Genomic DNA, 13,671 nt, shown 5'->3' on the forward strand with positions numbered 1-13,671 from the left:
ATTGACTGACTCGAAAGTCAATAGTAAAACTACGTGATCGGAGTTCGCCCCATGCCGCCTGCCGTCACCAAACGCGCCCGCCGCAAAGCCGAGCGCCCATCGGAAATCCTCGACGCCGCGTTCGAGGAATTCGTCGTGCATGGCTATGCAGCCACCCGTCTCGAGGACGTCGCCGCGCGCGCAGGCGTGACCAAGGGCACGATCTATTTTTACTTCGACACCAAGGAGCGGGTGTTCGAAGAGATGGTCCGGCACAAATCGCAATCGTTTCTACCGGGCTTGAAGGACTACGCTCTCACCCTCCCCGGCTCGGCCACCGAGCGGCTGCGCGGCTTGATCGCCTTCACCTATGGCCACATTGCGGAGAACCGCGAGTCACGCGAAATTCTGCGCTTCCTGATCGCCGAAGGCGGCCGCTTTCCCGATCTGGTCGACCGTCACTACGAGGAATTCGTCGCGCCGATCATCGATCAGTTCAGGGAAGTCATCGACCAGGGCGTCGCCGCCGGCGAATTCCGCAATGCGCCCGCCACAGGCTTCACCGAGATCGTGATGAGTCCCGCGGTGCTGCTGAGCCTGTGGTCGCTGCTGTTCGGCACCCGCAAGGAAGTCGATTTCGTCGCCTTCACCGAAGCCAGCGTCGACCTACTGCTGCGCGGACTGGCGAAAGATTGATGCATCACGCGCAACGCGCGTGTGATTATCAATCCAAGCCATGCTTCATCGAAGGCTTTTCTGAGGCGGCAGACGCACTATCTACAGCCTTCACATCGTCAGGGCTGTCTCCATGAAGAAGATCGGTTTTCTCTCGTTCGGCCATTGGTCGCCGCAATCACGCACGCGTTCGGCCGCCGATGCGCTGCTGGAGACCATCGATCTGGCGCAGGCCGCCGAACAGCTCGGCGCTGATGGCGCCTACGTCCGCGTGCATCATTTCGCCCGGCAACTCGCCTCGCCCTTCCCGCTGCTCGCCGCCATCGGCGCCAGAACCAAACGCATCGAGATCGGCACTGCCGTGATCGACATGCGCTACGAGAATCCGCTGTACATGGCCGAGGACGCTGGCGCCGCCGACCTAATCTCCGGCGGCCGGCTGCAGCTCGGCATCAGCCGCGGTTCGCCCGAGCAGGTGATCGATGGCTGGCGCTATTTCGGCTATCAGCCCGCCGAGGGCGAGAGCGACGCCGACATGGGCCGCCGCCACGCCGAAGTGCTGCTCGACCTCTTGCGCGGCCAGGGCTTCGCGCAGCCCAACCCGCGGCCGATGTTTCCAAACCCGCCGGGTCTATTGCGGCTCGAGCCGTATTCGGAAGGCCTGCGCGACCGCATCTGGTGGGGCGCCGGCTCCAACGCCACCGCGGTGTGGGCCGCCAAGCTCGGCATGAATTTGCAAAGCTCGACGCTGAAGAACGATGAGACCGGCGAGCCGTTTCACGTTCAGCAGGCGGCGCAGATCCGCGCCTATCGCGAAGCGTGGAAACAGGCCGGCCACACCCGCACGCCGCGCGTTTCGGTGAGCCGCAGCATTTTCCCGCTGGTCGACGATCGCGACCGCGCCTATTTCGGCCGCGAAGGCCAGCAGCAGGATCAGATCGGCTATCTCGACGAACAGACCCGCGCGATCTTCGGCCGCTCTTACGCGGCCGAGCCGGACGCGCTGATCGAGCAGCTCAAAGCGGATGCGGCGATCGCCGAAGCCGACACGCTGTTGCTGACGATCCCCAATCAGCTCGGCGTCGATTACAACGCCCATGTGATTGAGGCCGTTCTCACCCACGTCGCACCGGCGCTCGGCTGGCGCTGATTCGCGACTTGTCCCGCAACGCTGATGTGCGTGCATAACACCGGGCGGAACCGCCGCAGGTGCTCGACGCGGCGCGCCCAGGTTGTTAAGCCCCCTGCTCGCGAAAGGAGACCTCGGGCCGAGCCATGACCGTTGCGATCGAAATGGGGCAAACCAATTCAGGCGCAACCGCGGCTCTCGATCTCGAGGAACTGCTGGCGACGCGGCTGTTGGTGCAGGGCAATTCCGGCTCGGGCAAGTCGCATCTGCTGCGCCGCCTGCTGGAGCAGAGCGCGCCGTGGGTGCAGCAGGCGATCATCGATCCCGAAGGCGACTTCGTCACGCTCGCCGAGCGATTCGGCCATCTCGTGATCGACGCCGAAGACCACACCGAGCGCGGCCTGCAGGTCGCCGGTGAACGCGCACGGATTCATCGCGTCTCGGCGGTGCTCAATCTCGAAGGCCTGGACGCCGAGAACCAGATGCGCCGCGCCGCGGCGTATCTCGACGGCATGTTCAACACCGCGCGCGACCATTGGTATCCGATGTTGGTGGTGGTCGACGAAGCGCAGCTGTTTGCGCCCGCCGTCGCCGGCGAAGTCTCCGACGAAGCGCGCAAACTGTCGCTCGGCGCGATGACCAATCTGATGTGCCGCGGCCGCAAGCGCGGCCTCGCCGGCGTGATCGCCACCCAGCGCCTCGCCAAGCTCGCCAAGAACGTCGCAGCCGAAGCGTCGAACTTCCTGATGGGCCGCACTTTCCTCGATATCGACATGGCGCGTGCCGCCGATCTACTCGGCATGGAGCGGCGGCAAGCCGAAGCGTTTCGCGATCTCGAACGCGGCCAGTTCATGGCGCTCGGCCCGGCGCTGTCGCGCCGCCCGCTCGGCTTGCGGATCGGGCCGACCGAAACCCATCCGCGCAACTCGACGCCGCGCCTGATGCCGCTGCCGGAAGCGGGCCTCGAAGACGCGCGCGCCGTGATCCTCGCCGCACCGCCGCCGGAGGCCACGGCAACGCGGCCGCAGCGCCGCGCCCCCGCGCCGGATCTGCTCAGCCAGTTGATGGCGGCGAAGTCGGTCGCGATCGACACCACGCCCGAGCCGGAAGCGCCGCCGCTCAGCGACGAACAGATCGCCGAGCGCCGCGAACGGCTCGACCGCATCCTGCGCGCGATCCTCGCCGAGCCGGATGCCGGCTTCCGCGCCATCGGCGTGCTGTATCAGGAATTCGTGGTGCGCTGCCGGATCGAAGGCCTCGCCACCGCGATCCCGGACATGACCGAGTTTCGGCGGATGCTGACGCACGCGCGCGCCGGCCTCACCACCGAGATGGCGGCCGATGATGCGTGGCAGGACGTGACGCTGCGCGCCTCCACGTTGCCCGACGATATGCAGGGCGTGTTCATGATCATCGCCCGCGCCGCCAAGGAAGGCTGGCCCTGCCCCGGCGACGCCGCGATTGCGCGGGCCTATGGCACGCACTCACTGCGCCGCGCCCGGCGCCTGCTGACCTACATCGAAGAACAGGGCCTGATCGTCTGCCAGTTCGACGGTGCCGGCCGTCGCACCGTGACGCTGGTCGAACTCGCCTGGGCCACCGCGCCCGGCGATCCCAACGCGCCCGACGATCTGCCGCTCGAAGACGATTGCCGCGCCGCCTCGGCGTGAGCCCCGTCGCCTCACCAGGCTAGAAAACGGTTCAAGTCGGCGCGCCGATTTGCGATACGAGAGGCAATCGCAGTTTCGCTGATGCCAGGAGGATCGCCATGAAGACACGGGCCGCCGTCGCGTTCGAGGCCAAGAAGCCGCTCGAAATCGTCGAGCTGGATCTCGAAGGGCCGAAGGCCGGCGAGGTGCTGGTCGAGATCAAGGCCACCGGCATCTGCCACACCGACGCCTACACGCTCGACGGCTTCGATAGCGAGGGCATCTTTCCCTCGATCCTCGGCCATGAAGGCGCGGGCATCGTCCGCGAAGTCGGCGCCGGCGTCACCTCGGTGAAGCCGGGCGACCACGTCATTCCGCTGTACACGCCGGAATGCCGGCAGTGCAAAAGCTGCCTGAGCCAGAAGACCAACCTCTGCACCGCGATCCGCGCCACCCAGGGCAAGGGCCTGATGCCGGACGGCACCTCGCGCTTTTCCTACAAAGGCCAGACCATCTATCACTACATGGGGTGCTCGACGTTCTCGAACTTCACCGTGCTGCCGGAGATCGCAGTCGCGAAGATCCGTGAGGACGCGCCGTTCGACAAGAGCTGCTACATCGGCTGCGGCGTCACCACCGGCGTCGGCGCGGTGGTCAACACCGCCAAGGTCACGCCCGGCTCCAACGTCGTGGTGTTCGGCCTCGGCGGCATCGGCCTCAACGTGATTCAGGGCGCCAAGATGGTCGGGGCCGACAAGATCGTCGGCGTCGACATCAACGACGACAAGGAAGAATGGGGCCGCCGCTTCGGCATGACCCATTTCGTCAACCCGAAGAAGGTCGACGGCGACATCGTCCAGCATCTGGTCGGGCTCACCGACGGCGGTGCCGACTATACGTTCGACTGCACCGGCAACACCAATGTGATGCGCCAGGCGCTCGAAGCCTGCCATCGCGGCTGGGGCGTGTCGGTGGTGATCGGCGTCGCTGAAGTCGGCAAGGAAATCTCGACCCGCCCGTTCCAGCTCGTCACCGGCCGCGTCTGGAAGGGCAGCGCGTTCGGCGGCGCGCGCGGCCGCACCGACGTGCCGAAGATCGTCGACTGGTACATGAACGGCAAGATCGAGATCGACCCGATGATCACCCACGTGCTGAAGCTCGAAGAGATCAACAAGGGTTTTGATCTGATGCACGAAGGCAAGTCGATCCGTTCGGTGGTGGTGTTCTAGAACCGTTCATCACCTGATCGAAGCGACCCCGGATATCTAGCGAAAGGGCGAACAGCTTCCACGTCATTGCGAGCGAAGCGAAGCAATCCAGTGGCTCGATGCACTGAGCTGGATTGCTTCGTCGCTTCGCTCCTCGCAATGACGGAGCCATTGTCCTGCGGCCAGCCCGAATTCACGACGTCTGGCTCTCTTGGGACGAAAGCGGCCAAAGTCCTGTTCGTCCCTCACCGCCCTGCCTCGCCGGAAAACATCAATTCCAGCTGCGCCTCGAACAGGCCGGCGATGTCGACCGGATGCTCGCGATCGATCAGCTGGTTGTTGAGAATGCCCATCCACACCGGCGCGATCAGCAGATGCGGGTGTCGGATCAACCGATCATCGGGCAGTTCGCCGCGCCGGCGCGCCACCGGCGCCAGACGCTTGATCTGGTCGAGCACCGGATCGAACATCTCGCGGCGATAGATCTCGACCAGCGCCGGAAACCGCACGCCCTCGACGATCACCAGCCGGGCCATCGCCGCGCGTCCCTTGCGCTCGATCTCGCCGAGCGCGATCAGCAACGTCCGGCGCAGGAACGCCTGCACGCTCTCGTCGCGCCCGCGCCTCTCCCCCAGGATATCGCCGAGCGCGCCGACCAGCTCCTGCTGCACCACGCCGGCGAACAGTGCTTCCTTGGTGGCGAAGTAACGATACGGCGTGCCCTTGGCGACGCCGGCACGCTGCGCCACCCCAGCGATCGTCGCATCCGCAAAGCCCTTGTCGAGAAACTCAGCGAGTGCCGCGCGCACGATGCTCGCTTTGGTTTGCGCGGTCTTGTCCGGGCTCGGCCCGCGCGCGACCCGTTTGGAACGAACCGCCGCATTGCTGGTCAGCGTTTTTGCGGGCGTCTGTTTGGACTTAGGCATGGTCGCGTCCTGAGCGATGAAGCACGGCACAATTCTCGCGGGTCGTCATCTTGACATAAAATGACCCCATGGTCATTTATGTAAAGGTCGCGCCAGATACCAGCCTTTTCACCCGCGAAGGCGCCGCGCGCCCCTCCTTTCGGAATCTAGGATTTCCGCCGATGTCGCTGCCCGACGAGCAGCAATGGCTGTTTGCGTTCAAGACGTTCGCCGCTGCGATGCTGGCGATGGCGATCGGGCTGTGGCTCGATCTGCCGCGGCCATATTGGGCGGTGGCGACGGTCTACATCACCTCGCATCCGCTCTCCGGCACGACGCGGTCGAAAGCGGTGTTCCGCGTCCTCGGCACCCTGATCGGCGCCTGCGTCGCCGTGGCGATCGTTCCTAATCTTGCCGGCGCGCCGCCGCTGCTGGTGCTCGCCATTGCGCTGTGGTCGGCGCTGTGCATCTACGTCTCGGTACTCGACCGCTCGCCGCGCAGCTACGTGGCGATGCTAGCGGGCTACACCACCGCGCTGATCGGCTTTCCGACGGTCGATACGCCAAACCAGATCTTCGACATCGCGCTGGCGCGGACCGAGGAGATCGTGCTCGGCATCACCTGCGCGGCCGTGGTCTCCAGCGTGGTGTTTCCGCGCTCGGTCGGCCCGCTTGCGGCGCAGCGGGTCAAAGCTTGGTTCAAGCACGCCCATGCCAGCGTCCGCGACGCCGTCAGCCTGAACAAGAGCCCGGCGGCCGAAACCCATCGTCTGCAAGTCGCCGCCGACTCCGCCGACATCGAAAACCTCGTCACCTTCCTCAGCTACGACACTAATCTCGACCAGAGCGCGACGCGTTGGATTAAGCAATTGCAGCCGCGGATGCTGCTGCTGTTGCCGGTGATGTCATCGGTCGCCGATCGCCTCGACGAACTGCAGCCGCTGGGCGGCCCTTCGGCCCCGGTCGCGACGCTGGTGGAGCGCACCCGCATCTGGATGGAAGGCGACGAGCCCGGTGACCCCGCGGTCCGTGATGCCCTGTTGGCGGACGTTCAGGCCGAGATCGATCGGCACCCGCATCGCGGCACCTGGCGCGACCTCCTCGAACTCGGACTGCTGATGCGGCTTCGGGATCTGCTCAACATCCAATCCGACTGTATCGCGCTGGCTGCCGCAACCACCGGCAACGCCACGACGCTCGATGCGCCCTTGCACTATCCGATCGAACAGCATGTCGCGGTGGTGAAGCATCAGGACCACGGCATGGCGCTGCTCGCCGCCTTTGTCACGCTGTTCACCGTGATCACCTGCTGCACCTTCTGGATCGTGTGCGCCTGGCCGGCCGGCGGCACCGCCGCGATGATGGCGACGGTCGGCACCAGCCTGTTCGCCGCGCGCGACGATCCGTATCCGTCGATCGTCGGCCTGACCAAGTGGACCATCGTGGCCGCTTTTGCTGCGGCGGCCTATCTGCTGCTGATCCTGCCGGCCGTGCACAATTTCGAAAGCCTGGCGCTGGTGCTGGCGCCCGCGTTCATTCTGTACGGCGTGCTGATGGGCGCACCCGCGACCTATCCGATCGGCCTCGGCCTCGCCGTCAACACCGGCAGTCTGATCGCGCTGCAGGAGATGTACACCTTCGACACCGCGAGCTTCCTGAATTCGACCGTCGCCGTGGTCACCGGCACCGGCCTCGCCGCGCTGGTCACCGCCGTGCTGCGGCCGGTCGGCGCCGAATGGAGCGCGCTACGGCTGATCAACGCCAACCGCGCCACGCTGGCGCAGGCTGCCGATATCAGCAGCGAGAACCAGCGAGCCAGCGTCGCGGGCCTGATGATCGACCGGATGATGCTGCTGGCGCCCCGCGCCGCCGCTGCCGGCCACACCATGCCGGAAGCGCTGCGCGAGCTGCGCGCCGGCTTCAACATTCTCGACCTGCATCGGGCGCGACTTGAGCTGTCGCGCGGCGCCCGTCGCCGGCTCGAACTGCTGCTGATCCGGCTGGAGCGGCACTACGCGTCGGCTTCGATAGCGCCGCCGGCCGGACTGCTCAGAACACTCGACCGCGCCCTCGCCGCGGTGCGCGACGAGCCGAGCGGCACGGCGCGGCGCGCGGTGCTCGGCCTGGTCGGCCTGCGCCGCTGCCTGTTTCCGACCGCGAAGCCGCCACGCCTCACCCTTCAGGAGGCCGCCTGATGACTGCTGAACTCAACATCCTCGGCGTGTTCGTGCCGACCATCCTGATCTGCGCCGCCGCGGCCTTCATTCTCACCAGCCTGGTGTCGCGCCTGCTGGTGTGGCTCAACTTCTATCACCTCGTCTGGCATCACACCCTGTTCAATCTCACCATCTTCGTCGTCATCGTGTTCGTCGCTCTCGGTCTGGTTTCGGGGTGGCCGCAATGAAAGGGCCAGCCATGGGAAAAACTCCGCTTCTGCTCGTCCGCCTCAGCGTCACCACGCTCGGCGTCCTGGTCGCCGCACTGATCGGCTGGCGGCTGTGGGTGCACTACGAGATCGAGCCCTGGACCCGCGACGGCCGCGTCCGCGCCGACGTCGTCGCAGTGGCCCCCGACGTCTCCGGCCTCGTCTCCGAGGTGCTGGTCGTCGACAACCAGGTGGTGAAGAAAGGCGACATCCTGTTCCGGATCGATCGCGAGCGGTTCACGCTGGCGCTGCGCCAGGCCGAAGCCGCGGTCGAAGGCCGCGTCGCCGCGCTCGACGCCGCCAATAAGGATCTGGCACGCTATCGCAATCTCAGCAGCGACGCCGTCACCGAACAGAAGCGCGAACAGATCACCGCCACCCAGGCCGAGGCCGAAGCGGCGCTGCACCAGGCGATCGCCGATCGCGACCTCGCCAAACTGAACCTCGACCGCTCCGAGGTCCGCGCTCAAGTCGGCGGGTTGATCACCAATTTCGATCTGCGCCCCGGCGCCTATGTCAACGCCGGCAGCGGCGTCGCAGCGCTGATCGACCAGGCGACGCTGCATGTCGATGGTTACTTCGAGGAAACCAAGCTGCCGTCGATCAAGGTCGGCGACCGTGCCGAGGTGCGGCTGATGGGCGAGCGCAGTCCGCTCTATGGTCACGTTCAGAGCATCGCCGGCGGCATCGAGGACCGCGACCGCAGCGCCGGCGCCAAGCTGCTGCCGAACGTCAACCCGACCTTCAACTGGGTGCGGCTGGCACAGCGCATCCCGGTGCGCATCGCGCTCGACCAAGTGCCACCCGACGTCCGCCTCGTGGTCGGCCGCACCGCGACCGTGGTGATCGAGCGCCGCGGCGGCTGACCGCGCGCTACACGACCTATCTTCCGTCATTCCGGATTGCGCGCTCTTGCGCGCAAGTCCGGAAACCATAGTCCCTGGACTCGCGGTGACGCACTAAGGCGGCGAAGCTCTGCCAAGAAACAGAAGCTGGTGGTTATGGATTCCGGGCTCGCGCTCCGCGCGCCCCGGAATGACGACGGATGGATTGTATTTGTGGTGGAGAGCCGGGTTCGCTCACGGCGTCGAGCGCCCCGGAATGACGTGGCGAGGTTATGCTACGCGCCCTCGACCGTCCCACCCGCAAAATTGCGATACAGGAAGCGGTCACTGCCGGATGCGGCCTCCGCTTCTGCGGTCTTGAAAATGCGGTCGTGCAGCGGCGACAGCGCGCAGGCTGGGTCGGTCGCGGCGGCATCGCCGGCCAGCGCGAAGGCCTGACAGCGACAGCCGCCGAAATCGATCTCCTTGAAGGCGCAGCTGGCGCAGGGCTGCTGCATCCATCCGGTGCCGCGATAGCGATTGAACGCCTCGGCGTTCCGCCAGATCTCGGCAATCGACGCGCCTCCCCTCACCGAGGGGAAGTCGAGCCCGGTGATGGTTTCGGCCGCATGGCACGGCAGCACCTTGCCGCTCGGTGAGATGTTGAAGAACTGCCGGCCCCAGCCGCCCATGCATTTCTTCGGCCGCGCCGCGTAGTAGTCCGGGATCACATAGTCGATCGCCAGCACGCCTTTCAACCGCTCGCGCGCCGCCTCGACCATCGCGGTGCAATCCTCGATCTGCACAAGCGTCGGCATCAGGGCGGCGCGGTTCTTCAGCGCCCAGCCGTAATACTGCACATTGGCGACTTCGAGCCGGTCGGCGTCGAGCTGCACCGCCATCTCGATGATGTCGGGCAGCAGGTGCAGGTTTTGCCGGTGCATCACCGCATTGACGGTGAGCGGCAAATCGAGCTCGCGGGTCCAGCGCGCCACCTCGAGCTTCTTGGCGTGCCCGCCGGCAAAGCCGCCGACGCGGTCGGCGATCTCTGCCTCGCTGCCTTGAAAACTGATCTGCACATGCGCGAGCCCGGCATCGGCCAGGGCCACCAACCGCTCGCGGCTCAGCAGCACAGCGGAAGTGATCAGATTGGTATAGAGCCCCACCTCGGTGGCGTGACGCACCAGTTCGACCAGATCCTTGCGCACGGTCGGCTCGCCGCCGGAGAAATGCACCTGCAGCACGCCGATGCTCGCAAGCTCGCTCAGCACCCGCTTCCACTCGTCGGTCGACAGCTCCGCCCCGCCCCGCTCCAGCTCCAGCGGATTGGAGCAATACGGGCATTGCAGCGGGCAGCGATGCGTCAGCTCCAGCAGCACGGCGAGCGGAATGCCGAAGGTCTCGGCGATGCTGCCGGGCTTCTCCAGCACGGCGATGCCATCGGAACGCGCAACGCTGGTGGCGGCCTCGGTCACGGCGCCGTCTCCCGTGCCTCAGTGAGAAAGCCTTTGTCGGCGAGGTCCTGCAGCATCGCCACCACATCGTGGCCGATCTCGGCGCGGTCCGCCGTGTACTTCGCCGCCAGCGTATCGATGATCGCCGCGACGTCACGGGCACCGTCGCACAGCTGCAGGATTTCAACCGCGATTTCGTCCGGCGCCAGCACCCGCTCCGGCGCCAGGATCACCCAGCGCTGCCTTGTGTCGTCGAACTTCAGCCTGGCGTGGCGCGGCAGCACCGGACGGCTGGTCTCGCTGACGCTGATGCGGCGCGGCGCCATCGACTCAGACTCCTTCCGGCACGAAGGCGCCGGGCGGGATGTGGCCATCGACATAGGCGTGATGCAGCGCGTCGAGCTGCGCCCACAGCACGTTGGTCTTGAAGATCAGCGCGTTGCACACCGCCTCGCGCTCGACCGGGGTGGTGGCGTGCTGCTTGACATAAGCAAGCGCAAAGTCGGCATCGCGCGGCGCCTGCTCCAACCGGCGCTTGAAGTAGCTCATGATCTCGGGATTGACGAAGTCGTAATGCGCCAGCATCCCGGCGATCCGCTCCTCGTGCAGATTGGGCGCGAACAATTCGGTGAGCGACGAAGCGATCGCTTCCAGTGGCGTACGATCGCGGACGAAGTGCACATAGGCGTCCACCGCAAACCGCGTCGCCGGCAGAATGCCTTGGGTGGATTCGACATAAGCGCTGTCGAGGCCGAGCCCTTCGGTCAATTTCAGCCAGCGCTCGATGCCGCCTTCGCTCGACAGATCGCCGTCGTGATCCTCGATGCGGTGACGCCACTCGACGCGGGTGGCGCGGTCGCGAAACCGCGAGATCACCACCGCGTCCTTGATCGGGATCGAGCTCTGATAATAATAGCGGTTCAGCGCCCAGGCCTGCACTTGGCCTTTGTTGAGCTTGCCGCCGTGCAGCAGGCGATGAAACGGATGCAGATTGTGATAGCGCGCGGCACCGATCTGGCGCAGGGCCGCTTCCAGCTCATCGGCATTGGCGAGCGGCGCGGCGCCGTTCAGCGAAAACGCGGTCATCGCATTCACAGCGTCACCTCCGTGCCGTCCGCAGGGATCTGCCAGCCGGCCGCTTCGATCTGCCCGCGCTCGGCCGAGTGAGCCAGCAGGGCCGGATTGGAATTGTTGACGTGAACGAACAGCTTTTGCCCGATGCCGAGATCGGCCAGCGCCGCGATGGCGCCATTATCGCCCGCCATCGCGATGTGCCCCATCGCCTGGCCTGTCTTGGTGCCAAGGCCGGCGGCGATCAGTTCGTCGTCGCGCCACACCGTGCCGTCGAACAGCACCAGCGGTGCGCCGGCGAGCCGTGCCTTGAGATCGTCAGTGACGCGGGCGCACGCGGTCAGCACATGCACCGTCCGGCCAGTCGCTATCTCGGTGATGGTCAGCCCGAGCGTGTCGCCCTCGCCGTCTGCACCGCCGGGATGGGTCTGCCCTTCGAGATACCAAGCGCCCTTCCCCGGCACCGCAAAGGCGCTCACCTCGAGGCCGGACGGCGCGCCGTCCGGGAGCCGAAGGGCGAACGGCTGATCGACCGCTATCGGCTGCCGTGCCACCAGCTTTTCATTCAGCACGTTGAAGATGCTGTTGGTCTTCAGGATCGCCAGCACCTTGGCGTGTGCATAGATCGTGAACGGCGAGCCCTCGCGCATCGACAACAGGCCAGCGACGGCATCGACTTCGCCATTGGTCAGGATCACACCGGCGATCGGGCTATGGCGCAACACGCCGGGCCGCGGATGCAGCTGCGGCGTGGCGATGATCTGCTGGCGTAAATCCGGGGCGGCGTTGATCAGGAACCAGTGCGCGCCATCGGCGCTGATGGCCACCGACGCCTGAGTGCGGCGAAGCTCTGGATCGGCAAAGGCCGCGCGGCAGACCGGACAGCCGCAATTCCACTGCGGCACCCCGCCGCCGGCTGCGGCGCCGAGAACGATCACCCGCAGCATCGACCGCCTTCCACTGAAGTCTTCAACGACGACTCACGAACGCTCACCGCCGCGACCGACAGAAACTGCCGGCCGCGGCGTGTGCCGTCGTCACAACGAAGCTGCGATTCGATTACTTGCGCGCCGCGCAGGCGTACATGTTGATTTCCATGCCGACCGCGATCTCGACGATTTCCGGTTTCTTCCAGGCCATGAGGTCCTCCCGATTTGCTGGTCTGATGCCGCAATGGAGTGAGGATAGGTCTGCTTCCTAACCCGCGCAAGCAAACAGCGTTGCGCGGTGCAGCGATCACTCCACGGTGAGCGACACCCGACCAACACGAACGACCCTCGCCTCTGATCGTAACCGAGCCCCCGCTTCCCGCCGGGAAAGCGGACCACCGCACCTCCAAATTTTGGCATGCCAGAACGTCCCGCGAACACTCCGCGAACGCACAAACTGCCTTGAGAAGGCCTTGACCGCCTGGCATCTGGTATGCCAGAGCTGGGTCGACGGCGGCCCTCCACCCGCCTGAGGACCTCCATGATCGCCCGTGCCCGCCCCACTCCGAACGAGACGCCCGCCGAGCCCGAGCTCGGCATCATGCGGCTCGCGCCGGAGACCAGCTTCAAGACCAAGGCCTACGAGGCGCTGAAGCAGGCGATCCTGAAGATGGACATCTACACCACGCCCGAGCCGGTGATGCTCGACGAGCGCGCGCTGTCGGACAAGCTCGGCGTCAGCCGCACGCCGATCCGTGAAGCGATCGCGATGCTCGAACAGGAAGGCCTGGTGAAGGCGGTGCCGCGCCGGGGCATCATCGTGGTGCGCCGGACCAAAGCCGAGATCGTCGACATGATCCGCGCCTGGGCAGCGCTGGAGAGCATGGCGGCGCGGCTGATCACCATCGTGGCGCGCAAGCGCGACATCGCGGCGCTGCGCGACGTGTTCAAGGAGTTCGGTCCGGGCCGGCTGCCGCAGGATCACATCGACGAATATTCCCGCGCCAACATCGTGTTCCACCAGACGCTGATCTCCCTGAGCGAGTCGCCGGTGCTGGTCGACATGACCAACGACATCCTGATCCACGTCCGCGGCTATCGCCAGCTCACCATCGGCCGCAAGGAGCGCATCGCCGCCTCCCTGCCCGAGCATCTGGCGATGATCGAGGCGCTCGAAACCCGCAATACCGAACTCGCCGAAAAGCTGGCGCGCGATCACACGCTGCGGCTGGCCGCTTATGTCGAGACTCACGGCCAGGAGCTGTTCGCCTGACGCACGCCTATCCACGTCATTGCTGTGCAAGTTCACTAATTCGTTGATCGCATAGTTTTGTCAGCGGCGAAGTCCTTCGGGGTTTTGCCGCCGAGGGCCTGGTGAGGCCGGAAGTTGTTGTAATAGACCATATATTCGAACAACTCGTTG

General features: G+C 65.8%; 15 protein-coding genes. 8 read left to right on the forward strand and 7 right to left on the reverse strand.

The window, feature by feature from the left end; genetic code table 11:
- Positions 1–51 precede the first annotated feature (51 nt).
- From VRZ08_RS21015 to VRZ08_RS21030, 4 genes are all read left to right on the forward strand, one after another.
- Positions 52–675, forward strand: a complete 624-nt coding sequence (locus tag VRZ08_RS21015; protein ID WP_107355145.1) for a TetR/AcrR family transcriptional regulator — start codon at positions 52–54, stop codon at positions 673–675.
- A 112-nt stretch (positions 676–787) separates the two neighbouring features.
- Positions 788–1,804 carry an LLM class flavin-dependent oxidoreductase gene (locus VRZ08_RS21020; RefSeq protein ID WP_414533773.1) on the forward strand — a complete coding sequence of 339 codons (1,017 nt, stop codon included), beginning with the start codon at positions 788–790 and terminating at the stop codon, positions 1,802–1,804.
- Positions 1,805–1,929: 125 nt separating this feature from the next.
- Positions 1,930–3,453 carry an ATP-binding protein gene (locus VRZ08_RS21025; protein WP_346297134.1) on the forward strand — a complete coding sequence of 508 codons (1,524 nt, stop codon included), beginning with the start codon at positions 1,930–1,932 and terminating at the stop codon, positions 3,451–3,453.
- Positions 3,454–3,551: 98 nt separating this feature from the next.
- On the forward strand, positions 3,552–4,661 hold the full coding sequence (locus tag VRZ08_RS21030) for an S-(hydroxymethyl)glutathione dehydrogenase/class III alcohol dehydrogenase (RefSeq protein ID WP_414533774.1): 1,110 nt from the start codon (positions 3,552–3,554) through the stop codon (positions 4,659–4,661).
- 224 nt (positions 4,662–4,885) lie between these two features.
- Here VRZ08_RS21030 and VRZ08_RS21035 read toward each other — a convergent pair whose 3' ends face one another.
- Positions 4,886–5,566, reverse strand: a complete 681-nt coding sequence (locus VRZ08_RS21035) for a TetR/AcrR family transcriptional regulator (protein ID WP_414533775.1) — start codon at positions 5,564–5,566, stop codon at positions 4,886–4,888.
- A gap of 161 nt (positions 5,567–5,727) precedes the next feature.
- Between VRZ08_RS21035 and VRZ08_RS21040 the strand changes: the two genes are divergently transcribed.
- Genes VRZ08_RS21040 through VRZ08_RS21050 form a run of 3 tightly spaced genes read left to right on the forward strand, consistent with a single transcriptional unit; the run spans position 5,728 to position 8,836 of the window.
- A complete protein-coding gene (locus VRZ08_RS21040; RefSeq protein ID WP_414533776.1) occupies positions 5,728–7,740 on the forward strand; it encodes an FUSC family protein in 2,013 nt (670 codons plus the stop codon).
- Positions 7,740–7,949, forward strand: a complete 210-nt coding sequence (locus VRZ08_RS21045) for a DUF1656 domain-containing protein (RefSeq protein WP_011157507.1) — start codon at positions 7,740–7,742, stop codon at positions 7,947–7,949. The genes VRZ08_RS21040 and VRZ08_RS21045 overlap by 1 nt, the downstream gene beginning before the upstream one ends.
- 11 nt (positions 7,950–7,960) lie before the next feature.
- Complete coding sequence (locus VRZ08_RS21050; RefSeq protein WP_263991348.1) at positions 7,961–8,836, forward strand: HlyD family secretion protein; 876 nt, start codon at positions 7,961–7,963, stop codon at positions 8,834–8,836.
- Positions 8,837–9,090: 254 nt separating this feature from the next.
- On the opposite strand, the gene pqqE is transcribed toward VRZ08_RS21050, so the two are convergent.
- The 5 genes from pqqE to pqqA form a co-directional block, all read right to left on the reverse strand.
- Positions 9,091–10,269: a pyrroloquinoline quinone biosynthesis protein PqqE gene (gene pqqE / locus VRZ08_RS21055; protein WP_414533777.1), complete on the reverse strand. Its 1,179-nt coding sequence runs from the start codon at positions 10,267–10,269 to the stop codon at positions 9,091–9,093.
- A complete protein-coding gene (gene pqqD / locus VRZ08_RS21060; RefSeq protein ID WP_414533778.1) occupies positions 10,266–10,574 on the reverse strand; it encodes a pyrroloquinoline quinone biosynthesis peptide chaperone PqqD in 309 nt (102 codons plus the stop codon). Before pqqD ends, pqqE begins: the two co-directional genes overlap by 4 nt.
- Before the next feature lie 4 nt (positions 10,575–10,578).
- Positions 10,579–11,343, reverse strand: a complete 765-nt coding sequence (gene pqqC / locus VRZ08_RS21065) for a pyrroloquinoline-quinone synthase PqqC (RefSeq protein WP_414533779.1) — start codon at positions 11,341–11,343, stop codon at positions 10,579–10,581.
- Positions 11,340–12,266 carry a pyrroloquinoline quinone biosynthesis protein PqqB gene (pqqB, locus tag VRZ08_RS21070; RefSeq protein ID WP_414533780.1) on the reverse strand — a complete coding sequence of 309 codons (927 nt, stop codon included), beginning with the start codon at positions 12,264–12,266 and terminating at the stop codon, positions 11,340–11,342. The genes pqqC and pqqB overlap by 4 nt, the downstream gene beginning before the upstream one ends.
- Before the next feature lie 112 nt (positions 12,267–12,378).
- Complete coding sequence (gene pqqA, locus VRZ08_RS21075; RefSeq protein WP_013503240.1) at positions 12,379–12,459, reverse strand: pyrroloquinoline quinone precursor peptide PqqA; 81 nt, start codon at positions 12,457–12,459, stop codon at positions 12,379–12,381.
- A 330-nt stretch (positions 12,460–12,789) separates the two neighbouring features.
- Between pqqA and VRZ08_RS21080 the strand changes: the two genes are divergently transcribed.
- Complete coding sequence (locus tag VRZ08_RS21080) at positions 12,790–13,521, forward strand: GntR family transcriptional regulator (protein ID WP_414533781.1); 732 nt, start codon at positions 12,790–12,792, stop codon at positions 13,519–13,521.
- A gap of 35 nt (positions 13,522–13,556) precedes the next feature.
- Here the strand turns inward: VRZ08_RS21080 and VRZ08_RS21085 are convergent, their stop codons facing one another.
- The gene (locus VRZ08_RS21085; RefSeq protein ID WP_414531824.1) at positions 13,557–13,664 is read right to left on the reverse strand and encodes a hypothetical protein; all 108 of its coding nucleotides are present in this window, start codon (positions 13,662–13,664) and stop codon (positions 13,557–13,559) included.
- Positions 13,665–13,671 lie beyond the last annotated feature (7 nt).

Source organism: Rhodopseudomonas sp. G2_2311 (assembly GCF_047501505.1).
In the GTDB taxonomy this organism is placed as follows: domain Bacteria; phylum Pseudomonadota; class Alphaproteobacteria; order Rhizobiales; family Xanthobacteraceae; genus Rhodopseudomonas; species Rhodopseudomonas palustris_H.